This is a genomic window from Sphingobium phenoxybenzoativorans (assembly GCF_001757355.1).
GTDB classification, from domain to species: domain Bacteria; phylum Pseudomonadota; class Alphaproteobacteria; order Sphingomonadales; family Sphingomonadaceae; genus Sphingobium; species Sphingobium phenoxybenzoativorans.
On record NZ_MINO01000016.1, the window covers coordinates 1 to 25507 of the forward strand.

Genomic DNA, 25507 nt, shown 5'->3' on the forward strand with positions numbered 1-25507 from the left:
GCAGGGAGGCAGACTGGGGGCTTGGCGGAGGGCCGGGGAAGGAGGCGGGGCGGCGCGGCGCGGCGGCTCCTGCACAGCGCGCCCGCGCATGACGCCAGGGAGCTGCATGCCGCGCAAGGGGCGGGGGCGGACCTGCTGTTCGTCTCGCCGGTCTTTCCGACTCGCTCGCATCCCGGCGCACCGGCATTGGGCCGCGTCCGCTTCGCCCTGCTCGCCCGTCAGGCGCGCATTCCCGTCATTGCGTTAGGCGGCATGAACCGGCCGCGCGCCGCTTCGCTCAGATCGTCCGGAATATGGGGATGGGCGGCGATCGATGCGCTAACCCGGTAGAGAGGCGGATCAGAATTTGAAGATCGTGCCCAGATAGACGGCCTGATTGTCCTGCCGGTCATCCGTCAGCGGGGCAAGCCGCGCAGCCGGGCCGCCGCGATAGCGGATGCCTGCGGTGACGTTCAGGTTGCGGGTCAGCGAATAGGAGCTGCCCAGATCGACCGAATAGGTCTTGTCCCCGGCAAGCGTCGCCGGAGTCGCGCTCATGTCGCGCTTGGTGTCGACCAGGACATTGGTGCTGAACCGGGTCTTTTTCTGCTGCTCAAGCGCGAAGCCCTTGGCGCCGCTGCTCAATGTTTCCACAGCGACCGGATCAAGCTGCTTGCGGCCCATGCTGTCGGGCAGGGCGAACTTGCGCCAGCCGCGCGACACGTCCAGGTTGAACGCGACCGGCGTGATGCCGACGGCGGGCAGGGTGCGGGCGACATTGACGCCGCCCTTTTCGCCCGCGCGGACCAGCACGGTGATCGACCGGCGGCCGCTCATCGACCCGCTGGTCGGCGTGAAGCGGAAGCTCAGATGATTGCCGCTCAGCGCCGCCTTGGCATAGGCGGCGGCAAGGCGCGGGTCCTTGGTGGTCGGCGTGAAGGAGGAAATGCTGCCCAGCGACACCAGCGAAACGGGGTTGTCGGCGCGCATGGAAAGCAGGCTGGAGACCGAGCCGATAGCCGGGGAGAGGGCAAGGCCGAGCGCCGCGAAAGCCGCGCCACCCAATGCCATATATGTCGCCGTCCTGCCCATAGCTCTAAAAACCGAGTCTCGTCCCTGGATTCTCTTTGGGTTGGCCTTATCACCAACGCGCGGCGATTGGCTAGTGCATGGAATCGCTTTCGGGTTGGATTGTTGCATCCATCACACAGAAAATTATCGTTTATGTTGGGCGCGGAACTGGAAAGATCGCGCAGCCGGGGTGGGGATAAGGCTGGGCCGGGCTGGCGACAGGCCGATAACGGAGACGACTCCTCCGCCAAACGCGGGCTTGCCGATTGACGCGGGACCACTATAGATGCCCGTTCTGCCCCAAAAGCATCAAGGATGCGTCATGTCCCGCCGGTTCCTTTCCCGTTTCGCCATCGCCGCACTTGCCGTTGCCGCTGTCCTGCCTCTGGGCGCCTGCGGGTCCAAGCGCGAGCGGCCCAAGGCCGACTTCGCCGCGTCGAAGGTCACGCAGATCGGCGTGAACAGCTATCTGTGGCGCGCGACGCTCGAAACCCTTTCCTTCATGCCGCTGGTGCAGACCGATTCCAACGGCGGCGTCATCGTCACTGACTGGTACGCCAATCCGAACTCGCCCGGTGAGCGGATGAAGCTGACCGTCTCGATTCTCGATCAGGACCTGCGCGCGGATGCGCTCGCCGTCGCGGCCAGCCGTCAGGTGAACCAGAACGGCCAGTGGGTCGACGCCCCGGTTCAGGCCGCCACCGTGCAGAAGCTTGAGGAAATCATCCTGTCCAAGGCGCGCGACCTGCGCCGCTCGGCCATCGGCGCCGGTTGATCTGGAGGCGGCGACCGCGCCGCCCGCCCATATTGGAGTAACGCATGCAAAGCCGCTTCAACCCGCTTGAGGCCGATGCCCGCTGGCAGAAGGTCTGGGACGAGAAGCAGAGTTTCCGGGCATCCGACGACAGCGGCAAGCCCCGGTCCTATGTGCTGGAGATGTTCCCCTATCCGTCGGGGCGCATCCATATCGGCCATGTCCGCAACTATTCGATGGGCGATGTCCTCGCGCGCTTCCGCCGGATGACGGGGCATGAAGTGCTGCACCCGATGGGCTGGGACGCCTTCGGCATGCCCGCCGAAAATGCGGCGATGGAAAAGAAGGTGCATCCGGGCGACTGGACCCGCTCCAACATCGCCTCCATGCGCGCGCAGCTCAAGAAGCTTGGCTTCGCGCTCGACTGGAGCCGCGAACTGGCCACCTGCGAACCCGATTATTACGGGCAGGAACAGGCACTGTTCCTCGACCTCTATGCTGCGGGCCTCGTCTATCGCAAGGAAAGCGCGGTCAACTGGGACCCGGTCGACATGACCGTGCTCGCCAATGAGCAGGTGATCGACGGCAAGGGCTGGCGCTCCGGCGCGCCGGTCGAAAAGCGCAAGCTCAGCCAATGGTTCCTCAAGATCACCGACTTCGCCGACGAACTGCTGGACGGCCTTTCGACCCTGGACCAGTGGCCCGACAAAGTGAAGCTGATGCAGGAAAACTGGATCGGCAAGTCGATGGGCCTGCAGTTCAGCTTTGCCGTGGAGGGTCCCTCGACTGCGCTCGGGACGAACGGGGCAGGGGACACTAACCAACATCCGTTCGTGTCGAGCGAAGTCGAGACACTGATCGCGCAACGGCTGGAAGTATTCTCCACCCGCCCCGACACCATTTTCGGTGCCAGCTTCGCCGCGATCGCCGCCGATCATCCGATCGCGCTGGCGCTGGCGAAGGATAACGCCGCGCTTGCCGCCTTCGCCGACGAATGCCGCCAGACCGGCACCGCCGCCGCAGAGGTGGAAACGCAGGAGAAGAAGGGTTTCGACACCGGCCTGTCAGTCGTCCACCCCTTCGACCCAAACTGGAAGCTGCCGCTGTTCGTCGCCAATTTCGTGCTGATGGATTATGGTACCGGCGCTGTCATGGGCGTGCCCGCGCACGACCAGCGCGACCTTGATTTCGCCCGCAAATATATGCTGCCCGCCGAGCGCGTCGTCGCGGCTGATGGCGATGCGGACAAGCCGATCCATGACGAGGCCTATACCGGCCCCGGCAAACTCGTGAACTCGCGCTTCCTCGACGGCATGACCGTCGAACAGGCCAAGGCCGAGGTGATCAAGCGCGCCGAGGCGGAAGGCTGGGGGCAGGGCACCACCGTCTGGCGGCTGCGCGACTGGGGCGTCTCGCGCCAGCGTTACTGGGGCACGCCGATCCCGATCATCCATTGCGATACATGCGGCCCGGTTGGCGTGCCGAAGGCGCAACTGCCGGTCGTGCTGCCGGAGGACATCAGCTTCGACATTCCCGGCAACCCGCTGGACCGGCATCCCACCTGGAAGCATGTCGACTGCCCATCCTGCGGCAAGCCCGCCCGGCGCGAGACCGACACACTCGACACCTTCGTCGATTCAAGCTGGTACTTCATCCGCTTCGCCAGCCAGCCGTCGGACAAGCCGTTCGACCGCGCAACGGTCGAAAAATGGATGCCGGTCGGCCAGTATATCGGCGGCGTCGAACATGCGATCCTGCATCTCCTCTACGCCCGCTTCTGGACCCGCGCCTTGAAGCATATAGGCATGCTGGACATCGCCGAGCCCTTCACCGGCCTGTTCACGCAGGGCATGGTGACGCATGAGACCTACAAGGCGGGCGATGGAAGCTGGCTCTCGCCGCAGGAAGTGAAGAAGACCGGCGACGACTGGATTCATATCGAAAGCGGCCAGCCGGTCACCGCCGGCCGTGTCGAGAAGATGTCCAAGTCGAAGAAGAATGTCGTCGATCCCGATGACATCATCGACCAGTATGGCGCGGATGCGGTGCGCTGGTTCATGCTGTCCGACTCTCCGCCGGAACGCGACCTGCCCTGGACCGAAAGCGGCATCGAAGGGTCGTGGCGCTTCGTCAACCGCCTGTGGCGTCTGTTCGGTCAGATGGATGCAGCGGCGACTGGCGACGACAAGGCGGTCGACCGCAAGCTGCACCAAACGATCGACGGCGTCGCCCGCGACATCGAGGCACTGGCCTTCAACAAGGCGGTCGCGAAGATTTACGAGCTGACCAACACGGTGGAGAAGGCCGCGCCGTCCGCGTCGCGCTCCGCCGCCATCCGCACGCTTGCCCTGCTGGTCGCGCCGATGACGCCGCATCTGGCCGAGGAAGCGTGGGAATTGATGGGACAGGAAGGCCTGATCGCCGACGCTGCATGGCCCGCCGTTGATCCGGCGCTGCTGGTCGAGGATGAAGTGACCGTCGCCGTGCAGGTGATGGGCAAATTGCGCGACACCATCACCGTGCCAAAGGGGACTGCGAAGGACCAGTTGGAGGCGCTGGCGCTCGCCGCCCCGAATGTGCTTCGCACGTTGGATGGCGCGACACCGAAGAAAGTGATTGTGGTCCCGGATCGATTGGTCAATCTGGTCCTATGACGCGCCGTAACACCCTCGCTTTCACCATCGCCTTTGCGGCGCTGTTGTCGGGCTGCGGCCTGCGCCCCGTCTACAGCAATGGCAGCAACGGCGCGGTGGCGAAGGCGATCGGGCATGTCGAGGTCGCCCCGATAGAGGGCAAGGCCGGATGGCTGGTGCGCAATGCGCTCAATGACAAATTGGCGGCGATCAATGGCGGAACGGGTCCGGCCTATCGCCTGGTCATAAAGCTGGATGACAATATTCAAGGCTTCGGCGTCCGCACCGACGACACGATCACCCGCGAACGCCGCACCCTGCGCGCGCGATACCAGTTGATCGACGGCGCCACCGGAACGCAGGTTCTGGACGACACCGCCGGGTCCGATGTCGGCATCGATGTGGTCAGCAGCGAATATGCGACCATCGCCGCGGAGGATACCGGGCTGGAGCGCTTGTCGCAGACCATCGCTGATCAGATCATCTCGCGCCTCGCCCTGTTCGCGATGCAGGACAGCAAGCGGGCCGCGCCCGCCGCGCCATGAAGGCGAACCGCAGCCAGGCCGAAAAGGCGCTGGATGCACCGGGCGGCGACATCCGCCTTTTCCTCCTCTACGGTCCCGATGAAGCGGGCAGCGCGGCGCTCGCCAAGCGGCTGGAGCGCGCCATGGGGCCGGACGCGGAGCGGATCGACCTCGACGGCGCGACGCTGAAGGCGGACCCCGCCCGGCTGGCGGATGAGGCCGCCTCTTTCTCCATGTTCGGCGACAAGCGCTGGATTCGCGTGATGCCCGTGGGCGACGAGGCGCTGCCCGCGTTCGAGGCGCTGCTGGAGGCGGAGCAGGCGGGTAATCCCGTGGTCGCGCTCGGCGGCCCGCTGAAGGCCACGGCCAAGATCGTCAAGCTGGCGCAGGACAGCAGGGCGGCGATGGCCTGCATCAGCTATGTGCCGGACGGCCGCGACGCGGACCAGATCGCCATCGCCATCGCCCGCGACGGCGGCCTGCGCCTGCCGCCGGAGCTTGCCCGGCGGATCAGCGAGATTTCGGGCGGCGACCGGGCGCTGATGGCGGGCGAGATCGAAAAGCTCATCCTCTATCTGGACGCCGCGCCCGATCGCCCTGTCGAGGCGACGATGGAGGCGTTCAACGCCCTGTCAGCCAGTGCGCAGGAAGAAGATATGGGCGTGCTGGTCAACGCCGTGCTGGGCGGCGACCTGAAGGTCATGCGGCAGCAGCTTGCCGCGCTTGGCGCTGTCGGCACGAATATGGGCGCGGTCCTCCGCCCGCTGCAGAACCGCGCGATCCTGCTCGCTACGATCCGGGGGGAATATGACCGGTCCGGCCGTCTGGACGCTGCCGTGGAGTCGGCCGGAAAGGCGGTATTTTGGAAGGACAAGTCGGCGGTGCAGCGGCAGGTGAAGCTGTGGGACGCGCCCGGCATCGCCCGCGCCATCCGCCGCCTCAGCGCCGCAGAGCGTGCCAGCCGCTCCAGCCGCAATGCGGGCGACGTGCTGGTGACGCACGAACTGCTCGCCATCGCGCGGCAGGCGGCACGGGAAAGATAAAGCGCAAACGTCTAGTCATCAGGCGCTGCGGCATTGCGCGCCGGGAGAGTATCGAGACAGGATTCGTGCGCGGGCGCATCGCAGGGGGATCGACCGCCGCTTCGGACCGTTCATGCAGATTGCACGCCCGACCTTCCCCACCGCACATGGCTGAGAACGCCTGAAAGGTGCCCGCCATCGCCCCGCCATCCGCCTTTATCAACGCCATCGGGACCGCCGTTCCCGGACATGACATCCACGCCGCCTTCATCGACTGGGCGGCTGGCCGTCTGGCGGAGGAGCGCGACCGGAAACTGTTTGCCCGCATGGCGGCGCGCAGCGGCATCGGCCATCGCTGGTCGGTCCTCGCGCCCACGGCCGATGGGGGGTCGCCCATCGAACCGGGCGGCTTCTATGCGGGCGATTGGCCCGGCACGGCAGCGCGCATGCAGATGTATGAGGCGCTTGCGCCCGATCTCGCGGGACTGGCGGCGGAGGCGCTGGCCGCCAAAGCACCGCTCGACGGCATCACCCATCTCGTCGTGGCGAGCTGCACCGGCTTCGTCGCGCCGGGCATCGATCAGATCCTTGCGGAACGTCTGTCCCTCGGTCCGTCGGTGGAAAGGCTGCTCGTCGGCTATATGGGCTGTTACGCCGCCGTCGCCGCGCTGCGCAGCGCGCGCCATATCGTCCGCTCCGAACCGGAGGCGCGCGTGCTCGTCATCTGTGTGGAGCTGTCCTCGCTCCATCTGCAGGCCGTCGATGCCATCGAGCCATTACTCGCCCTGCTTCAGTTCGGCGACGGCGCGGCCGCCGCGCTGGTGACGGGCGAGGCATCCGGTCTTGCGATCGGCCAGCCCTTCGCTACTACCCTGCCGGACAGCGCAGGTCTCATCCGATGGGAAATCGGCGATCATGGCTTCGCCATGCATCTTTCCGGCGAAGTGCCCGGCGCGATCATGGCGGCGCTGGGCGATGCGCACACTCGCGCCACCCTGTTCCCGACGCCGCCCGAAGATGTCGACGCCTGGGCGGTGCATGCAGGCGGCCGGTCCATCCTCGATGCCGTCGAACATGGCCTCGGCCTCTGCCCCGATGCGCTGGCGGATAGCCGCGCAATCCTCGACGCCTTCGGTAACATGTCCTCCGCCACCCTCATGTTCGTGCTGGACCGCATGATGGCCGCGCCCCCGCGCCGGGGCATGGCGCTTGCCTTCGGCCCCGGCGTCGCGGCCGAGGGCTTCGCTTTTTCGGCGGCGTCATGATGCGAGACCTGTCCATCCGCGCGCAAGAGGAGGAGCAGATGGACGCCGCCGACCTGCCGCCCGCCGACTATGCGCAGGTGCTGGCGGGCCTAGCGCGGGTGAATGTCGCCACCCTGGCGATGCGGCCAACCCTGAATTTCCTCGCCCGCGCCGGGGCAGTGCGCGCGCCGTTCCGCCTGCTGGACGTGGGCTATGGCGACGGCGGCATGCTGCGCGCGATCTGGCGCTGGGCGCAGAAACATGGCGTCGCCTGCACCCTCACCGGCATCGATCTCAATCCCAAGAGCGAGGCGGTGGCGAAGGCGCGGCACCCGGCCGGAGCGGCGATTATATATCGCACCGGCGACTATCGGGCGCTCTCGGACGAACCGTGGGATTTCATCGTGTCGAGCCTCGTCACCCATCATATGGATGATGGCGAACGGCGGGATTTCCTGCTCTTTCAGGAGCGTTATGCCCGGCGCGGCTGGTTCGTGAACGACCTGCACCGCCACGCCTTTGCCTATCATGGCTTTCCGCTGCTTGCCCGGATGCTCTGCGTGCACCGGATCGTCCGGCAGGATGGCCAGCTTTCTATCGCGCGCAGCTTCCGTCCGCCGGAGTGGCGGGCGATGCTGGACAACACCGGCCTTGCCGAAGTCGCTCAGGTCCGCCGCATCTTTCCCTTCCGGCTGTGCGTAGAGCGCCGCCGCTGATCGCCGGCGGCGGCCCCGCCGGGGCGGCGGCGGCCATCGCCCTGGCGCGCGCGGGCGTCAGAGCGACTGTGCTGGAAAGGGGCGACGGGACGGGAGACGCCATTTGCGGCGGGTTTCTCAGTTGGGCGACATTAGATCGCCTCGGTCATCTGGGCATCGACGCGCCCGCGCTGGGCGGACATGCCGTCAGCCGTCTTGCGCTGTTCCTGGGCGGTCGCGAACATGTCCTGACCCTGCCCGGAACCGCGCTTGGCCTCTCCCGGCGGCGGCTGGATGCGGCATTGCTCGCCAGAGCGGAGACGCAGGGCGCGGAAGTGCGGCGGGGCGTCGCCATCCGCTCGGCGGAGGGCAGGGCGCTCACGTTGGTCAGCGGAGAGCGATTGTCCTGCGAAACCCTGTTCCTCGCGACCGGCAAGCATGACCTGCGCGGCCTTGCCCGGCCCAAGGATGCAGCGTCACCCGACCCGGAACTCGGATTGCGCTGCCGCCTGCCGCCCTCGTCGCAAAGCGCCCGTCTGATCGCGGACCGGATCGAGCTGCACCTGTTCGATCGGGGCTATCTGGGCCTTGTGCTGCAGGAGGATGGGTCGGCCAATGCCTGCCTCGCTATCCGCAAAAGCCGTCTGGCGGAGGCGGGGGGCGATCCCGCGACGCTGATGACCCAGCTTGCCGATGCCGCGCCCGCGCTGGCGGATCGCCTTGCCGGTTTCGATGCCGGGACGCGCTTCGACGCGATCGGCCATGTGCCCTATGGCTGGCGCGCCCGGTCGAGTGGACCCGGCATATTCCGGCTCGGCGATCAGGCCGCCGTCATTCCTTCCCTTGCGGGTGAGGGGATCGGCATAGCTCTGGCCAGCGCGGATCTGGCCATCCGCCATTGGCTTTCGCAGGGACCGGAGGGGGCGGCGGCATATCAGCGCCAGTTTGCGCGCGCGGCCCGCCGTCCGCTGGCGATGGCCGGGCTGCTGAAGGCGCTGGCCGGGCGTCCCGCCCTCGCCGCACTGCCCGCCGCATTGATCGCGTCAGTGCCCGGAGCCGCAGCGCTGATGGCGCGGCTCACCCGGATCTGACCCTTATTGCTTCTCCAGCGCGGGCATGAACTGGCCATAGCCGCCGCGCAGGAACAGCAGCGGGTGGACGTCCCGTTCCGTCGACATGGCGTTCACTTCGCCCAGCACGATGAAATGGTCGCCCGCCTCATGCACCTGATGCAGCGAGCAATCGATCCAGGCGACAACATCGTCGATGATCGGCTGGCCGTCATCGGACAGGCGGTGGCTGATATCCTCGAACTTGTCCTCGGCCTTGGACGCAAAGCGGCGGCACACCCATTCCTGATCGTCCGCCAGCACATTGACGCAGAATTTGCCGGTCTTTTCGATCTTCGGCCAACTGCTCGATCCCTTGTCCGGGAAAAAGGCCACCAGCGGCGGGTTGAGCGATACCGATGTGAAGGACCCGACCGCCATGCCGATCCGCTTGCCATCTTCCTGTACGGCGGTGACGACGCATACGCCGGTTGGATAATGGCCCAGAATGTGCCGGAACTCTTGCGGGGAAATCGACATGCAGGTCCTCTGATGCGGCTGTTATTATGTATGCGGCTGCATCAAATATGTTCGATACGCAAGTGAGAAGGGCGCAACGCTGCCTTTACAAAAGGGCGCAGATCGCCGTTCCGCCAATGTCCCGGTCCGGTACAGCGTTGATACTATAGTGGTTTTGGAAAGCTTTTTGCGCGATGGCGGCCGGGGGACTTGGTGCGGCGCAGGATGGTCGGGACATGAATATCGCCACGGGTCTCAAGCTTGGATTGCCGTTGCTGATGGCTGCGGGCCTCTGGGGCGTGAACGCGCTTTCCGCTGACGCGCCGGTGGCGACTCCGGCGAAGGCGGTGCAATCCCCGCGCGCCGCGCCCGTCCAGAAAATCGCCGCGCCGGTCAAGCCGGGCGGGGCCGCCGCCACGGCCGCGGATAATGATCCCCTTGTCGTGAAACGCATCCTGCCGATCACCGGTCCGTTCCGTCACGGCGATTATGTCTGGGATGACAAGGGCGTGCCCGCAGGTCCCATCGTCATCACGGTCGATCTGGCGGCGCAGACGCTGTCCGTGTTTCGCGGCGGCTATGAGATTGGCGCGGCGGTCATCCTCTATGGCGCGGACAATATGATGACCCCGCTCGGCACCTTCCCGATCACGCAGAAGGACGCCGATCACTGGTCCAACCTCTATGACGCGCCCATGCCCTATATGCTGCGCCTCACCGATGATGGCGTCGCCATCCACGGCAGCGACGTGGAGCTTGGCTCGGCGACGCATGGCTGCATCGGCGTGCCGACCAAATTCGCCGCGCTCCTGTTTGCGCAGGCGAAGCTTGGCGACCGGGTGATCGTCACCAACGGCAAGATGATGGACACGGGCGGCCTGAAACCAGCGGCCTGAAACCAGCGGCGTAATACGCCTACAGTCCGGACCGTTCAGGCAGACGTGCTACTGCGACCCGAAGGGCGGCGAAGTCAACGCAGGAGCCCAGTTCCGACCTAGCAGCCAGTCTCCTGCTTTCGCCGGAGCACGCCGCGTTTCAAACAGGTCAGGACGAACCTACCGCGCCAGCAACCCGCGCGCCTGCCCGGCCAGTTCCGCCAGCATCGCGACATTCGGGGCCGCCGCCTGCTTCGCCCGCTTGATGAGCGCACGGAACTGCGTGATCCGGGGCGTCTGCCGCTCCAGCCAGCTATCGATATAGGCGCTGACGTCCGTGCCGCGCGTTCCGGCGAGAAAGTCCAGCCGCACCTGCTGCATGTCCCGCGCCACGCCGGAAATCAGCAGGCGCTCCCACGGATCGCTCGGCTCCATGCGCGCGGCGGCGGACTGCACCCAGTCAATGCCCACCGCCTCGCCCAGCCGGGTGAAGGCGCGGGTGATGTCGATCTCGTCGACCTTCAGCTTCAGCGCCAGATTGGCGAGGCCGATCGCCCCGTCCATCTTGAACAGCGTCACTGACCGTTCGACCAGTTCGGCGGGCGCGCCAAGCGCTGTCAAATCATCGATGATGAAGCGGCTGCGGCGCAACGCCTCGTCGGTCAGCAGCGAATCGACCTGCGACGCCAGCTTCCCGACGCCCGGCGCCAGCGCGGCGACGCCCGCCTGCGGCAATGTGCCGGTGGGCAGGCTGCGCAGCATGTCGGCGATCTGCGCGCGCATGCCGGTCGCGATATGGCCGAACAGCGCCAGCCGCGCGCCTTCGGACATCGCCGTCGCATCGATATCGTCCCACAGCTTCCGCACGCCATAGAGCCTTTCGGCGATGACGAATGCGCTGGTCAGGTCGGACAGCGAACAACCTTCTTCCTCGGCCAGTTCGAACGGGTGGATCAGGCCGAGCCGGTTGATGATGCGGTTCGCCAGCTTCGTGGCGATGATCTCGCTCCGCAACTGGTGGTGGGCGATGGCGTCGGCTTCGCTGGCCTGCATGGCTGGCGGGAAGGCCTGGGCCAGTTCACCGCCCATGCTTTCGTCGGCGCCGATCTCGCTCTGCTCGATCGCGTCCTGCAAGGCGAGCTTGGCGGTGGACAGCAGCACCGCGAGTTCCGGCCGGGTCAGCCCCTTGCCGTCCTGCCCGCGCCGCAACAGTTGCTCGTTGGTGCCCAGCCCCTCGACCACACGATCCAGACGGCCATGCTCCTCGAACGTCTCCATCAGGCGGACATAGCTGGCCAGGTCAGTCGCGCCGCCGGACTCGGCGATGGACAGGCCCAGCGCCTGCAACCGGTTATCCTCCAGCACCAGTTCCGCCACCGCATCGGTCATGCTGACCAGCAATGCGTTGCGATCCTCGAAGCTCAGGCGGCCCTCAGTCATCTCCTTGTTCAGCGCGATCTTGATGTTCACTTCATTGTCGGAACAATCGACGCCCGCGCTATTGTCGATGAAGTCGGTGTTGATCCGGCCGCCGTCCAGCGCGAAGGCGATGCGCCCCGCCTGCGTCACGCCCAGGTTGGCGCCTTCGCCCACCACCTTGACCTTCAGATCCTCCGCATTGACGCGCAGCCGGTCATTGGCCGGGTCGCCGACATCGCCGTGGCTCTGCGCCGCCGCCTTCACATAGGTGCCGATGCCGCCGAACCACAGCAGATCGTTGGGCGACTTCAATATGGCGGAAATGACCGCGGCAGGCTCCATCTCCGTCTCGCTCGTGCCCAGTATCGCCTGGATTTCCGGCGTCAGGGTGATGCTTTTCAGGCTGCGAGGGAATACGCCGCCGCCCTTGGAGATCAGCTTCTTGTCATAATCGTCCCAGCTTGAGCGGGGCAGGGCGAACATGCGGCTGCGCTCCTTCCACGCCGCCGCCGTGTCGGGATCGGGGTCGAAGAAGATGTGGCGATGGTCGAACGCCGCCACCAGCTTGATCGCCTTGCTCAGCAGCATGCCGTTGCCGAACACGTCGCCCGACATGTCGCCGCACCCGACGACGCGCACCGGCTCCTTCTGTACGTCGATGCCCATTTCGGCGAAGTGCCGCTGGACGGAAATCCACGCGCCCTTGGCGGTGATGCCCATCGCCTTGTGGTCGTACCCGTTCGATCCGCCGGATGCGAAGGCGTCACCCAGCCAGAATTTCCGATCGAGCGCGATGGCGTTGGCGACGTCGGAGAAGGTCGCCGTGCCCTTGTCGGCGGCCACGACGAAATAGGGGTCGTCGCCGTCGCGAATGACGATATGGGCGGGATGCTTGACCTTGCCCGACACCAGATTGTCCGTGACCGACAGCAGCGCGCGGATGAATATGCGATAGCTTTCCGTGCCCTCGGCCATCCAACCGTCGCGGTCGACCTGCGGGTTGGGCAAATGTTTGGGATAGAAACCGCCTTTCGCGCCGGTCGGCACGATCACCGCGTTCTTCACCCGCTGCGCCTTCATCAGTCCCAAGACTTCGGTACGGAAATCGTCGCGCCGGTCGGACCAGCGCAGGCCGCCGCGCGCCACTGGCCCGGCGCGCAGGTGGATGCCCTCGACGCGCGGGGAATAGACCCAGATTTCGCGCCAGGGCAGCGGCGCGGGCAGGCCGGGGACCTTTGCGCTGTCCAGCTTGAACGCCAGCGCCTCGCGCCCCGCAGGCACGAAGAAATTGGTGCGCAGCGTCGCGGTGATGACGGCGCGGAACAGGCGCAGGATGCGATCCTCGTCGATCGCGGTGACCTTCTCCAGCCCCTCATTGATCGTCTCGCTGGCCTCGACGGCAAGCTTCTCGCCGTCCGTCACGCCGGAATCGTGCAGCGCGGAGAATAAAGACACCAGCGCATGGGTGATCCCGCGCTCGCGCCGCAGCGTGTCGGCGACGGTGTTCATGCCGTAGGTCAGGCCGGTCTGGCGCAGATAGCGGAACAGCGCGCGGAACAGGATCACCGCCTGCGGGTCCAGCCCGGCAGTGACGATCAGTTCGTTGAACCGGTCGTTCTCCGCCGCCCCTTCCAGCACCTGCGCAACGGCCTCCCGCACGATGTCGGCGCGCGCGATCACCGCCGCCGCGTCGCCGCCGCCCTGCAGGTCCAGGACGAAGCGCTGGATATAGCCCTGCGCTCCGCCCTCGACCGGGGTGGTGATTTCGTCGATCGCGCGGAAGCCGAAATTCTCGAACGTAGGCACGGCCTCGGACAGCGCGACCGGTTCGGAGCTGTAGAGCTTCAGGCGCAGGCGGGCCGCGCCATCTTCCGCATTGCGATACAGCCTGACGCTGCGATCATTCCCGCCCGCCAGGCGATACAGTTCGGAGATATCCAGCGCCGCTTCTTCCGGGCCTGCGCCGTTGCGGTAATTGGCGGGCAGGGCGTTGGCGTAGCGCTGGGCGAGGGCGGCTGCGCGCCCCGGTTCCTCGATGGTGGCCAGCGCGGCCTCCACGGCGGGGACCCATCCGCGCACCATTTCCTTCAACTGGCGGTCGAGCGCCTCGTCATCCGGCACGACGCCTCCGTCGCGCAGGTCCAGCGTGATGCGCAGGAGGGCCAGGCCGCCTTCCTCCAGCGCGATCGACCAGCTCAGCACCGTGGCGTTCGCGGCCTGCGCCAGCATGTGCTGCACGCTGATGCGGCGGGCGGTCGTTACTTCATCGCGCGGCAGCCAGACAAAGGCATAGAGGTGCCGGGCCAGCGCATCCGTCGCCAGCGCCAGTTTCGGGCGCGGCCGGTCGGCCAGCGACATGAAGGTCAGCGTCAGCCGCTCCAGCGCCTCGCGGTCGAAACCGATCAGCACATCGTGGGGCAGGGCGGTCAATGCGTGGACCAGCGCCTTGCCCGCATGGCCGGCGGGGTCGAACCCGGTCTTTTCCATCAGCGCCAGCAGGGCGGAGCGCAGCACGGGAATCTTGTCCGGCGCGGCGGACAGCGCCTGGCTGGTCCACATACCGGCATGGATCGACAGGGCCGTGATCTCCTTGCCCTCGCGCACCGGCAGGATGATCAGATCGACCAGCACGCTGCGATGGATGCGGGACAGCCGGTTTGACTTGATGATCAGCGGCACCCGGCCGCCCTTTTCGAACCAGTCGAACGCGGCCTCGATCGTCGCCTTGGCCAGCAATTCCTCGCCGGGCAGGGTGCAGATGCCCGCCTTGCCCTCCGCCTTGCCGTCGCGGCGGCGGATTTCATGGCCGGTCTGGGTCAGGTTCTTGGTCAGGAACCAGCGCAGCAGTGCGGCGCTTTCCTGATCCTGCAGCGCATCGGCGTCGGTGCGCATCGCTTCCTGCAGCTTGGGCCAGTCGGCCACGGCGGCGCGGACATGCGCCAGCGTCTTGGTCAGGTCCTGCTCCAGCGCACGGCGGGTTTTCGCGTCCGCCCGCTCGGCCTCGATATAGATCATCGACTCGCGGCGCGCGCCCGGCGCGTCGGCCTCCAATATCGCGGTCAATGCGCCGTCCGCGTCGCGCTCGACCGACAGGACGGGGTGGATCAGGCGGTATATGGTGATGTTGGCGGCGGCCAGCGTATTGGCGATCGAATCCACCAGAAACGGCATGTCGTCATTGATCAGCGCAATCCGCATGAAGCGTTCGCGCGCGCCTTCGCCCAGGGTTTGCAGCGCGATCGTCGGGGCGCCGGGTTTCCGCACGGCGGCGGTGTCGGAAAGGAAGGCGGCGGCGCGTTCCGTCGCGCCTTCGTCGAAACCTTCGATTTCTTCGGGGAGCGCACCCTGCGCCAGTGCGACGCGCAGCGCGTCCCTCACGGTTGCCACACCGGGTTCCGCCAGCATCGTCATTGCCTCACCTCGTTTTCGTTCGGCCTGTTGCGGCTCTCTATAGCCCCGCTCACTGGCGAGGCTCAACCTCTTTCTGGAAAGAAAGTTTCATTCTGCTGCAATAAAATAATAGCGTGCGACGATGGCGGACATCGGCGCGGGACATCAGGCGGTGGCGGCGATCACCTGCTGCGTCAGCTTCGCGCCGTCCGGCAACGCCGCGACGATGCTGACGGTGCCGTCGGCCTCCCGCCGCGCGACGACGACGGCCAGCCCGTCCGCATCGACGGGCAGCGCCGCGGGCGCGATGGCGGGCGCGACACGCAGCTTCGCGCGCGCCTCGATCGCCGGATCGGCCTTTGCCGCCGGTTCGGGGCGGCGCGATGCGCGCACGTCGCGCACCAGACCCTTGATGCCGCCAATATAGGCTTCCAGATGGTCGGCCAGGCTTCCGGCCGGCATCATCATGCCCTGCGCATAATCCAGAATCGTTGCATATTCAGTGACGCGCGTCTTGTCGTAATCCACACCAAAAATCAGCTTGATCACCGCCGTCATCGGGCTGCGCGCCTGCACCGCAATGCCGGCATCCTCCAGCATCTCGGCATAATCTTCCGGCGCGTCGCGGGTGGCGAGCGCGAAATCATGGGCAAGGCCGATGGCGCGATACAGGGCGGACCGGGTGCGCGCGTCGCTGTTGCCGGCCTCTTGCGCGAAATCGCGGGCCAGCGCCAGACGGTCGGCCAGGCCGGCATCATCGTCCAGGCTGTCGATCCGCTCATCACCGAATTCGGCCATGCGCGACGATTCGCCGGACGGGCCATCCGCCCATATGGGCCGGGTGCCGATCGACTGCGGCGCGCTGCGCAATGCCTGGTCGACTTCCTCGACCAGCGCGTCGGTCAGGTCGCGGCTGGCCATCTCTTTCCAGTTGATGACGCCGTAGATGAAATCGATCGTATCCCCATCGGAGGAGAAAGGCATCAATATGCCGCGATAGACGATTTCCGCCCCGCGCTGGTTGATGAACTCCGCCTCGAATCCGATCGGCGCGGCATTGGCCAGGATCTGCAGATAATGGTCAGTGAGTCGCGACAGCAGCGAGCGTGAGGGCACTTCGCTGATATGGTCGATATGCCCTTCAATCTCGCATTCGCGCCGCAGCGCGCCGCCCAGATAGGCAACGGCCGGGTCGTCCACGCCCACGGTGAAGTCCAGCAATACGCTGTGCGGCCCGAAATCCTCGATATCCGACGGATTCAGGTCCTCGATCGACGGCAATGCCCGGTCGCCAAGCAGCGAAGCCCAATAATTATAGGCGCGCACATGCATGCGGCGCTCGTCGCTGCCGATCTCCGGCGGCGCTTCGATCGCCGGATCCTCGACGGCGTAATCGACCTCATCATGGTCGTTGGCGATGTCGCGTCCCCGCAGAGTATCCATGTCCCGCCTTGTCCCAACTGGCTGCTTTGATGGCTTTCGGGCCGATGAATGGCATGGCGATGGTAAACATGTCGTAAATATGTGGCCGGGCCGGGCGGGCGGAGGGCATCGGCCGGGCCGCCGTTCAGGGTCATGGCCAGGGTCCTGTCCAAGGTCCTGTCTTGTCAGCGCCCGGATGTGCTGGTAAGCGCGCCGCTTCAGGCCCGGCCCACCCGGCCGGCCCGGCGCCGCTTTAGCTCAGTTGGTAGAGCATCGCATTCGTAATGCGGGGGTCACAGGTTCGAGTCCTGTAAGCGGCACCATTTTTTCGTTATAAATCAATAAGATGGTGCTCGGCGACTTTGATTTGCTGGGTATTATAAATGGTATTATAATACCCAGCTTCGTAACCTAAGTACCTGGGATTATTCATATTTCTGGATCTACTGAAGCCATAACCATCAGACGGGGCCTTAGCCTTTACAAACAGCCACTCGGCAAGGCCAAGGGCAGCCCAAACTGGTATGTCCGAGTCTACATGCCTATGAATGGCCGAAAGCTTCATACCAAAAGTGCAAAGACGTCCGATGTGAAGCTCGCCAGAAAGTTTGCCGAGGAATTCTACACCGAATGCTTCATCAAAAAGCAGGCACTCGAAGGGAAGCTACCTCGATCCATGCTTCCCCGTGCGACGCCTGAACGGAGGTTCGACAAGATAGTTGACCGGTGGCTAGCGGCTTTGGAAAAAGCTGCTGGGACAAATGAACAAGCCCGGAGAAGGTGGAAAGATTATTCCGGCGCAGCTTTAGGCGTTCATGGGTTTGCACGGTTTTTCGAAAAACGGATGTCGCTGAGATTACGACAGCCAAAATCAGAGCATTCATCCAGCATAGACACTCTACGTCAAAATATGGAGAGCTTGCTCCCACGACGATAAAGCGAAATCTCGTCGCTTTGAATGTGTCACTGAAATTTGCTTACGAGCAGCAACTCCTTTCGTCAGTGCCGCTCATGCCAAAAGTCAGAACCGAAGATCGACCTCGGGCTTGGTTCGAGTATGAGGAGTACCGGCGGCTACATATGGCGGCCCGAAACAAAGCAAGGGCGGCTAAGCAGAAGGGTGATGTGAAAAAGGCCGATCATCTAACCGAGCTATCCGATTTCATCATTTTCATGGTGCATTCGTTCCTACGGCCGAGCGAATGGAAATCGCTGCAACACAAGCATGTGAAGATGATTGAACACGGCAATAATCCGCATTTAGAACTCACCGTGCGAGGAAAAACAGGCCTCCGCAAATCGATCACAATGCAGTCGGCTGTGGACGTCTACAAACGGATCATTGGACGATCGGGCAAAGAGCCGAACGACTTTTTGTTTATGCCCTTGTATTCCAATCGAAAAACGGCAGCGACTCGTATGGCCCGCAGCTTTATGGATTTGCTGGAAGAGCTCGATATCAAGATTGATGCTAATGGTGAGAAGAGAACGACCTACAGTCTTCGGCATTCCGCTTTAATGTTCAGATTCAAATTTGGTGAGAAGCCTGACTTACTTGCTTTGGCTAAAAATGCAGGAACGAGCATCGACCAGTTGGAACGGTTTTACCTTCGAAGAGTCAATCCGGGGGACAAGATTGCAAATCTCCAAAATATCTCAAGAGTTTGAAGCGATTTAATAAGGTCAAATTTTTCGTTGTTAGAGGGTTTCGAGCTAGGATAGCGAATTCCGCCGCTATATATGCGGCTGGGTTTAACTATCTGGTTTGATTGACATTTCGGGTAAAACACAGTCCGTCTTGATCCAACGGGGCTTAAGTCTTTACAAGCAACCGGTGAGTAATCGGCGAGGTAGCCCCAACTGGTATGCCCGTGTTTATCTGCCAATGGATGGCCGATCGATTCACACGAAAAGCACGAAGACAACAGACGAGAAGCTTGCTCGCCGTTTAGCGCTAGAGTTCTACGGAGAATGTCTTGTCCAGAAAGGTGTTCGGGATGGGACGCTCCCGTTAGCTAAGGAAGCAGTCCGAAAGTCGAACCTGCGCTTCGATAGGATCGTGGATCGATGGCTTAATAAGTTGGAAGCGGAGGCGGGAGATGATCCGAGACGGGTCCGCCATTGGAAGGATTGTCGATCAACCGCTTTAGGAAAGACCGGGTTTGCCAAATATTTTGGCAAGGATGACGTAAACACCATCACACCAAATCGAATTGATCAGTTCATACTGTTCAAAAAAGCAAACAGCTCGGCGGAGAATTTAAAGCCGACGACGGTCAAAAGAAATATCGTTCTCTTGAACGTCGTACTGAAATTTGCTCACGCTGATCGATTGCTCACTTTTCTGCCGACAATGCCGAAGGTGCGGACCAAAGATAATCCGAGGCCTTGGTTTGAGCACGCCGAATATCAGCGCCTCCACAATGCTGCTCGGGACAAAGCGAAGGCAGCCAAAAATATCGGCGATTCGGAAGCTGCTGATTACTGGGACGAGTTGTCAGATTTTATCATTTTCATGGTCGGCTCTTTTCTTCGGCCCGGAGAATGGCCAGAACTCAAACATAAGCATGTGAAAATTGTCACTAGCGACCCACCGTATCTCGAACTGGACGTTATCAAGAGTAAGACGACCCAGCGAAAATCGGTGACTATGCAAACAGCTTTGTCGGCGTACAAGCGGATCGTGAAACGGAATAAGCGGTCGCCAGAAGCCTACGTTTTTAAGCCAACATATCTCAACCGCCAAACTGCGAGAGAACGAATGGCTGACGCTTTCGAGGCATTGCTGGATGATCTAGGGATGAAGGAAGATGTCTACGGAAGGAAACGCTCGACCTATAGCTTGCGCCATACCTCCCTCATGCTCCGCTTTATAAAAGGCGATAACGTCGACATTCTGGCGCTAGCAAAGAATGCCGGCACCAGTGTTGATCAGCTCGAACGATTTTATCTCAATCGGATCAACGTGGCAGATAAGATTGTCAGTATTCAAAGTCTGCGTAGAGGGGCTGCTAGGCGATACTAAGGCAAACCGCCTTGTCCGTTCGTTCCTCACTTGGATTTAGTTATGAGCAAGAAAGTTTCAAAACAAACTGGCTGCATCTTTTGCAATGGCGGTCCACTGAGCAAGGAGCATATTTGGGCGAAATGGGCTCACCAAATCATACCGAGCTCGCCCTTTTCGACGATAAAGAGTGTTTCCGGAGATATAATCTCTGAAGCGAAGAAAATAAATAAAGATCAACGCAGGCAAGGCGGCACGAAAAACATTACCACCGGCCGAATTTGCATGAAATGTAACAGTGGATGGATGTCCCGCCTTGAGAACGAAATTAAAAACACATTTTCTCCACTAATTCAGGGCCATCCAGTTAAACTGGAACGACATGACCTATCAAAAATATTCCGATACGTATGCGTTAAAGTTTGTGTGATCGATTCTAGAGATAAGCTACCAGCACTTGATAAAAATTTTGTGCAGGCAATCTATAGTGAAACTGACGCTCCCGGTCGCATACAAATATATTTGTCAAAGACCGAAACAAGTGATTGGGGAAGCGGCCTGAAATCTTATTCGACAGGGTATAAACCTGCCAGCGACGAACGGATAACCATAGCAAGCTATACCTGGGGATTGGGTAAGCTACTGATTCACATCCTATACTGTTCTTCTAAAAAGATTGAAGTCGAAGTGTGCCATCCAGGTCTGATAAATATACTAGCTCAGATTACTTCAAAAAAGGAATTGAATTGGCCTCCATCCTATGTGTTCACAGCAAACGATGCCGATTATGTTGCCCAAAGTCTAGCCATCTTGCACCGAGCCGGCTTTCCCGTGTAAGCTAAATCTTCTCAAGTATTCTATTGATTGAAGCTTAAGTGTGCTATGAATTACCAAGAGATAGCAATTATAGTTCAGTCGGCCTTCTTGGCTTTCAGTCGTTGTCGGGCTTTGTGAGCAAGTTTTGCTTGGCGCGCTAGATTTTGTGATAATCTGGACTGGCTATTGCTTTTCGCTATGTGCTTTCTCCGGCCACGTTCATTTGGGTAAGCCGACAGAAACTGCTTGAGCGGCTCATCTCGCCAAGCCTCTAGATGCAGCCGATTGACTAGCTGAGGAATCACACTTTCTGCCATCTTAGCAAATGCCCCGAAAGCATCACCAGGATAAGCATTGACGTGCAAAAAAACCTTTTCGCCTTCTATTCCGACGGTTTCTTGGACTTGAAAAGCAATATTTCCTTCTTCGGTTTTGCCTAAAAGTCTGCCGTGAGCGACAGTGTTCCGACATCGGATGATATCCCGATAGTGATCATTGCCGAAGCACTCGTCATATAGCTTAATCGCTATTTCCCCCTGTGACACCGCAAAGGATCTTGTTGCAGCCAAGCGTTGGGAAGTTGACGCTCTGCCAAGAAGAAATATAGCTTGAGCATGGGTTATTTTCGCCAAGCTACACAAATATCCAGTAACAATATCCTCTATTTCGGCACATGCCCTTATTAAACGGCCGATATTAAGCAATTCGCTATCAGACAGTGTATGGGGGGCTAGCTTCGATCCAACGGTGCTATAAATACCAACCAATAAAACCCCCATTTTAAATGCGTCTGTCACTGCCCAATCGGGCTGACATCTATGTTGTTTCCATTCAATATTTTCGTAGCCCTAAGCACGCTCTAACCGGGAAATTTCGAACATATCGCCTACCATTGTCGTCCGGTGTCGAGACAACGCCATCCTGCTCCATCATGACCATAAGTTCATAAGCTTCAAGATATGAAATCTGGAGCTCACGGTGAAGACGATTTGTCGACCCGTTGCCTGATTTGATCACGCTAACAACGGCGGATTCATACTTGGTCAGATCGATATCACGATCTCCAAAATGCCATGCCGGACACCTTATTAAAGTACCGCTTTATAACGGCTTAGAGCATGGAAAAGCTAGGAATAATCTGCATTTTCTGTTCAGTTCTATCTATTGTCATGGACAGAAGGTTTGCAGAAAGTGAACGTCGATGCATTGTTTGAGTGGATAGCCGAATATCTAGAAATGGACCCCGACCATTGGAACAAGGAGAAGGGAGAATTTCAATGGGGAACTGATCTTTGCAGGTTCAGGAAGACAGTTGATTACATTTCGATCGAAGTGGCAAATGCCGAGCATAAGGTTGATCGTTTCGATTTCCAGCCTTGGTTAAAAGATTGAACTCATCGCTAAGTTGCTCGAGCCGGCGATATCGGCCACCAAGCACCGGCACACGAAATAAATGAGGGGTCTAAAGAGCTGCGGCATGACGATAAATCGGACGCCGCCTAAGAGCGATGCCTATTATCGCAAACCCAAAGATCATAGTCAGCCATGTGGAAGGTTCGGGGACGGCAGAAACGGAAAAATTGCTGATAGCGACTCTACCCATAGCTCCACTGGCAATCCCGTCCGAAAATGAAAAAAATCCTTCTCCCGATGAGGATATATCGAGGTCGAAGTTCACATATTCGTTTAAATTCAATTGGTTAAAGATGTTCAAGCTACTGGAAACGTCAACGCCTGATTGTGTGAAATCAGCGTCGAACCCCCCAAAATGAATGCCGTCTTGATAAAATACATTGCCGCCGCCATCCATATTTTCAAATCCATTTTCTTTACCGAAGCCCCAATATTTATTGGTGATCTTTTTCGTGACATCATTGATCGTTACGTACGATTGAAACGGGTCTACGTTATTCGGGCTGTAATAATTCTCGTAATATTTGCTGACGAAGGTTTTGCCATCGGTCGAGCTCGCATAAGGTTGCGCATGCTGGTAATATATGAAGGTGAAAACAGCTTTCAGGCCATCTAGCGATTCCTCGGTCGCAAAGATTGATCCATTATTTATGCTGTCAAAGATGGTTCCAGTGAAGGTGGCTTTCGCCTTAAGTTTATAGGATGCTGGGTCTTGGGCCGCCAAAGCAGGCACCGCACCCACTAGCGCCATTACCGCAATAACCCCTCGAACCCACTGAAGCATAAATCCCCCATCCCGTTAACAATCCTTACCTACTCGGCAAGATCGGTTCGTAGAAAGGGGAAAGAGACGAGAATGGATCTATATCTGCGGAGTTGGTCCTCGGGCACACGGTCCTACGCTCCTCGCATATATTCCATCAGACTTCTCATCACATTTTCAGTTTCTGATTGTCTTGCAGCATTGGTAAAAAGTTTGAATTCAATCTGGTCTAGAGTTGCGATGTAGAAGCATCACGTCCAACCGTCGAAAGATCTGGCCGTCTTATTTTTCTTTTGCTCGGCAAGTATCATCGCATTCTTAGCGATGCTTGATTTCATAGCCTTTTTATAACTATCATACCGCAAATGCCGCTCATCGTGTTTTGCTCGAAGTAGGGCCTCACCGGCCCGTTTAACAATTCCCCGCTTGTTGACGACGCCTAGCGGCAGGGCCACGAGGCCGTTCACACTAGTGCTAGGTCCCCGGATTAACCTTGCCAACACGACCACTAAATCTCCCTCGCTTCCAGCGTCGTCACAATCAATGTCAATAATTGTAGTATTCGGTTCTGGGGTGCCCAAGCCTTGTTGGATAAACTCGAGGTCAAGAGCCGGATCTACAGGGTTGATAGATTTAAGCCGTTTTGACCCGTTCACGCCGCCATTCGCTGAAAGCCACGCAACAAACGCATTCTGCGAGGCTTCAACCCCTTGCTTTTTTGCTCTCTTCAATGCGGACAGCCATTGGCATTTTGTTACCTTGTGCTCTTTATCGAAACCCAGGAGGAGGGTGAGGAAAAGTTCTGCAGCAGTCTTTCGTGCAGGAGCCCATCTTTTGATGCCATGCGCAACTCTCATGTTTTCAACAGCCATAACAAGTGTAGCCTTGAAATGCTTCGAAGAGTCAAAAGAGTCAGAAGACTGATAAATTTGTCCCAGCATCGCCCACAGCTTTTTGGTAGCACTGCCAGCGGCACTAGCCCATTCAGAGTATAGATCACGGAGTTTTTCGATGATATCTGACGGAGGCTCTTGCTCAACAACCGTTAACGATTTTGAAATCGGTATTTCGGAAGCAACTGCGCCCTGCAGCATATTTTCGAGAGGAAAATTGTTCATAGTTTGTCTCCATATCTTACGGAGACTCTCTATTAGTACCAATTCTAAAGAAAACTACAGATATCATTTCTGAATTAAATAATCGGATACCATATTGAATTTGCAATATTAAACGCAATGCTCTCATCAAGAGGTGCCCAAATCCGTGATATTATTATCACTATTTACGAGTCTCAAGATTCAATGACTGAGCCAATCAAGTTGAGCTGCCTGCCGCATCGTGGTTTAAGAGTTGCCTAAAGGCACATCCCTACGGGCTGTTGCTTGCTATCTCATTTCAATCTCAATCTGCTTCATCGAAACGAAGATTGATTAGATATGACTTCTGCTAAGCCTTGAAACATGAACGATCAACGCTTGCAGGAGAGGACAAACCCGATTTTGGCAGGGGACATATAAGAACGTCCAGCGAGCTGAGCCTTGCTGTCAGTTACAAGGTCACGGGATCATCGGTTTTTAGAAGCTGACGCAGTTCAGCAAGAGGGAATCCCAGCCCTCCTTCAAAGCATAATAAGCAAAATCGCCTTGACGCTCTTCGATCTTCACATCGGTCATTGACCATGAAGAAGTGGCCCAACTGTTCCGTATAGTTTGTTGGAAAATTTCTAGAGGAATCCAGTCCGGCCTGCGAAACATCATGTTCAAGTGATAACGCATATGTCGAGGGCCGGACTGAAAGCCATTGGAAAATGATGGGGGGTCAGAGCGTCGGGCAACTGCTTGCCCATTCCCATCGCCTTCCAGAGTGACGGCAACTGGCAGTAATTTATGGTGACGGCGCCAATCATTTTTGCCCTTGCAGGCGATAGTGAGCCTTTTCAAAAATTGCTCTACTGCCGCTTCGTATCGATAAGGGTTTCCTCGCTCCCAGTATTTCCCGTTCCCGGAAAAATGACCGATACTCTGCTTTATGGTGGCGGTAACGACAATGTCGGGACGTAGTTCGGAATTAATCCAGGCGGCGGCTTCGGCTTGGGTGAGTTTTCTCATGATGTTTGGTCCTCGTTATCACGAGGTATTTAGTTGGATTGCGAGCCTCAAATCGCTCACTATGGCAAAAAAATCCCTTCGTTATGAAATTATAGTTTTATAACGAACCGCAGTTTTCCGCGAGTTTCCGCAAGTCTTGGAGTAGAGCTAGGAACCCCTTCGTTATGAAACTAATATATAGATATGATTTAATAATCCTAGAGACATGCCATTCTACAGCGACAAGCCAAGACGCTTAGCCAAGCCCAAATCAAGGCCATGCTGACATATCTAAGTCAGACGAAGCACCCAGTACGCAATTGCCTCATCTTTCTGTTTTCCCTACGGGCAGGGTTGAGGGCGAAAGAGATAGCGCACATTACATGGGCAATGGTGACAGATGCAGAAGGTGAAGTTTCGGACTGCATCCGCCTCACTGATATAGCCAGCAAAGGCCGGAGTGGAGGCGTTGTGCCCCTCGCTCAAGATTTGAAAAGTGCACTGCTCCAGCATCGAGCATCGGTTCAAACTTTTAACCCAGCGGATCGGATCATCAGGACAACCCGAACAAGACAGGTTTCCGCTCAAGTGATCGTGAACGCATTTGCTCGATGGTATAGAGAACTCGGATTTTTAGGCTGCTCAAGCCATTCGGGGCGACGGACTTTCATAACCCGTGCAGCCAGGAATATTGGCAGGTTTGGGGGGAGCATTCGAGATGTGCAGGCATTAGCCCGTCATCAATCGTTAGCTATGACACAACGCTATATCGAGATAGATGCTAATGCGATGAGGAAAGTAGTTGACGCTTAACAACTCTGTTCGAGA

At 59.6% G+C, this 25507-nt stretch carries 23 protein-coding genes and 1 tRNA gene; 15 read left to right on the forward strand and 9 right to left on the reverse strand.

Annotated features, from left to right (window positions below):
• Window positions 1–330, forward strand: a 330-nt coding sequence (locus BHQ40_RS10320) for a thiamine phosphate synthase (RefSeq protein ID WP_139139264.1), incomplete at its 5' end; no start/stop codon positions are given.
• 9 nt (window positions 331–339) lie between these two features.
• Here the strand turns inward: BHQ40_RS10320 and BHQ40_RS10325 are convergent.
• Window positions 340–1050 (reverse strand): hypothetical protein, encoded by a 711-nt coding sequence (locus tag BHQ40_RS10325; protein ID WP_246524789.1) that lies wholly within the window; start codon window positions 1048–1050, stop codon window positions 340–342.
• A 322-nt stretch (window positions 1051–1372) separates the two neighbouring features.
• Here BHQ40_RS10325 and BHQ40_RS10330 point away from each other — a divergent pair, with 322 nt between their 5' ends.
• The 7 genes from BHQ40_RS10330 to BHQ40_RS10360 all read left to right on the forward strand — a co-directional run bounded on the left by BHQ40_RS10330 (window position 1373) and on the right by BHQ40_RS10360 (window position 9013).
• Window positions 1373–1825, forward strand: coding sequence for a DUF3576 domain-containing protein (locus tag BHQ40_RS10330; RefSeq protein ID WP_070155577.1), 453 nt, complete (start codon window positions 1373–1375; stop codon window positions 1823–1825).
• A 44-nt stretch (window positions 1826–1869) separates the two neighbouring features.
• The gene (leuS, locus tag BHQ40_RS10335; RefSeq protein WP_070155579.1) at window positions 1870–4458 is read left to right on the forward strand and encodes a leucine--tRNA ligase; all 2589 of its coding nucleotides are present in this window, start codon (window positions 1870–1872) and stop codon (window positions 4456–4458) included.
• A complete protein-coding gene (lptE, locus tag BHQ40_RS10340; protein ID WP_070155581.1) occupies window positions 4455–4982 on the forward strand; it encodes an LPS assembly lipoprotein LptE in 528 nt (175 codons plus the stop codon). Before leuS ends, lptE begins: the two co-directional genes overlap by 4 nt.
• Window positions 4979–6004 (forward strand): DNA polymerase III subunit delta, encoded by a 1026-nt coding sequence (holA, locus tag BHQ40_RS10345; RefSeq protein ID WP_070155583.1) that lies wholly within the window; start codon window positions 4979–4981, stop codon window positions 6002–6004. The genes lptE and holA overlap by 4 nt, the downstream gene beginning before the upstream one ends.
• A gap of 176 nt (window positions 6005–6180) precedes the next feature.
• Window positions 6181–7248 (forward strand): type III polyketide synthase, encoded by a 1068-nt coding sequence (locus BHQ40_RS10350; RefSeq protein ID WP_070155694.1) that lies wholly within the window; start codon window positions 6181–6183, stop codon window positions 7246–7248.
• Window positions 7248–7943 carry a methyltransferase domain-containing protein gene (locus tag BHQ40_RS10355; RefSeq protein WP_070155697.1) on the forward strand — a complete coding sequence of 232 codons (696 nt, stop codon included), beginning with the start codon at window positions 7248–7250 and terminating at the stop codon, window positions 7941–7943. Before BHQ40_RS10350 ends, BHQ40_RS10355 begins: the two co-directional genes overlap by 1 nt.
• Entirely contained in the window at window positions 7922–9013 is a 1092-nt protein-coding gene (locus BHQ40_RS10360) for an NAD(P)/FAD-dependent oxidoreductase (protein ID WP_070155700.1), read from the forward strand. The genes BHQ40_RS10355 and BHQ40_RS10360 overlap by 22 nt, the downstream gene beginning before the upstream one ends.
• Before the next feature lie 3 nt (window positions 9014–9016).
• Here the strand turns inward: BHQ40_RS10360 and BHQ40_RS10365 are convergent, their stop codons facing one another.
• Entirely contained in the window at window positions 9017–9511 is a 495-nt protein-coding gene (locus BHQ40_RS10365; RefSeq protein WP_070155589.1) for a flavin reductase family protein, read from the reverse strand.
• 215 nt (window positions 9512–9726) lie between these two features.
• On the opposite strand from BHQ40_RS10365, the gene BHQ40_RS10370 reads away from it, so the two are divergent.
• Window positions 9727–10386 (forward strand): L,D-transpeptidase family protein, encoded by a 660-nt coding sequence (locus BHQ40_RS10370; RefSeq protein WP_070155702.1) that lies wholly within the window; start codon window positions 9727–9729, stop codon window positions 10384–10386.
• Window positions 10387–10545: 159 nt separating this feature from the next.
• On the opposite strand, the gene BHQ40_RS10375 is transcribed toward BHQ40_RS10370, so the two are convergent.
• Together BHQ40_RS10375 and BHQ40_RS10380 are read right to left on the reverse strand one after the other, a co-directional pair.
• Window positions 10546–15195, reverse strand: a complete 4650-nt coding sequence (locus BHQ40_RS10375; protein ID WP_070155592.1) for an NAD-glutamate dehydrogenase — start codon at window positions 15193–15195, stop codon at window positions 10546–10548.
• Between the two features lie 144 nt (window positions 15196–15339).
• Window positions 15340–16617: a PAS domain-containing protein gene (locus BHQ40_RS10380; protein WP_070155594.1), complete on the reverse strand. Its 1278-nt coding sequence runs from the start codon at window positions 16615–16617 to the stop codon at window positions 15340–15342.
• Window positions 16618–16843: 226 nt separating this feature from the next.
• Between BHQ40_RS10380 and BHQ40_RS10385 the strand changes: the two genes are divergently transcribed.
• The 4 genes from BHQ40_RS10385 to BHQ40_RS25665 all read left to right on the forward strand — a co-directional run bounded on the left by BHQ40_RS10385 (window position 16844) and on the right by BHQ40_RS25665 (window position 20437).
• Window positions 16844–16919: transfer RNA gene (locus BHQ40_RS10385), tRNA-Thr, on the forward strand.
• A 757-nt stretch (window positions 16920–17676) separates the two neighbouring features.
• On the forward strand, window positions 17677–18264 hold the full coding sequence (locus BHQ40_RS10390) for a hypothetical protein (RefSeq protein WP_070155596.1): 588 nt from the start codon (window positions 17677–17679) through the stop codon (window positions 18262–18264).
• A gap of 391 nt (window positions 18265–18655) precedes the next feature.
• On the forward strand, window positions 18656–19621 hold the full coding sequence (locus tag BHQ40_RS10395) for a site-specific integrase (RefSeq protein ID WP_139139265.1): 966 nt from the start codon (window positions 18656–18658) through the stop codon (window positions 19619–19621).
• Window positions 19622–19663: 42 nt separating this feature from the next.
• Window positions 19664–20437: a hypothetical protein gene (locus tag BHQ40_RS25665; RefSeq protein WP_139139266.1), complete on the forward strand. Its 774-nt coding sequence runs from the start codon at window positions 19664–19666 to the stop codon at window positions 20435–20437.
• A gap of 74 nt (window positions 20438–20511) precedes the next feature.
• Here BHQ40_RS25665 and BHQ40_RS25670 read toward each other — a convergent pair whose 3' ends face one another.
• The gene (locus BHQ40_RS25670) at window positions 20512–21213 is read right to left on the reverse strand and encodes a hypothetical protein (protein ID WP_139139267.1); all 702 of its coding nucleotides are present in this window, start codon (window positions 21211–21213) and stop codon (window positions 20512–20514) included.
• A 34-nt stretch (window positions 21214–21247) separates the two neighbouring features.
• Window positions 21248–21505: a DNA translocase FtsK gene (locus tag BHQ40_RS26940; RefSeq protein ID WP_083276831.1), complete on the reverse strand. Its 258-nt coding sequence runs from the start codon at window positions 21503–21505 to the stop codon at window positions 21248–21250.
• Between the two features lie 102 nt (window positions 21506–21607).
• Here BHQ40_RS26940 and BHQ40_RS10400 point away from each other — a divergent pair, with 102 nt between their 5' ends.
• On the forward strand, window positions 21608–21808 hold the full coding sequence (locus BHQ40_RS10400; RefSeq protein WP_139139268.1) for a hypothetical protein: 201 nt from the start codon (window positions 21608–21610) through the stop codon (window positions 21806–21808).
• A gap of 70 nt (window positions 21809–21878) precedes the next feature.
• On the opposite strand, the gene BHQ40_RS10405 is transcribed toward BHQ40_RS10400, so the two are convergent.
• The 3 genes from BHQ40_RS10405 to BHQ40_RS25675 all read right to left on the reverse strand — a co-directional run bounded on the left by BHQ40_RS10405 (window position 21879) and on the right by BHQ40_RS25675 (window position 24700).
• Window positions 21879–22613, reverse strand: a complete 735-nt coding sequence (locus BHQ40_RS10405) for a PEPxxWA-CTERM sorting domain-containing protein (protein ID WP_083276832.1) — start codon at window positions 22611–22613, stop codon at window positions 21879–21881.
• 230 nt (window positions 22614–22843) lie between these two features.
• The gene (locus BHQ40_RS10410; RefSeq protein WP_070155603.1) at window positions 22844–23710 is read right to left on the reverse strand and encodes a hypothetical protein; all 867 of its coding nucleotides are present in this window, start codon (window positions 23708–23710) and stop codon (window positions 22844–22846) included.
• Between the two features lie 456 nt (window positions 23711–24166).
• A complete protein-coding gene (locus BHQ40_RS25675; RefSeq protein ID WP_139139269.1) occupies window positions 24167–24700 on the reverse strand; it encodes a hypothetical protein in 534 nt (177 codons plus the stop codon).
• Between the two features lie 210 nt (window positions 24701–24910).
• Between BHQ40_RS25675 and BHQ40_RS25005 the strand changes: the two genes are divergently transcribed.
• On the forward strand, window positions 24911–25492 hold the full coding sequence (locus BHQ40_RS25005) for a tyrosine-type recombinase/integrase (protein WP_139139270.1): 582 nt from the start codon (window positions 24911–24913) through the stop codon (window positions 25490–25492).
• Window positions 25493–25507: the final 15 nt, after the last annotated feature.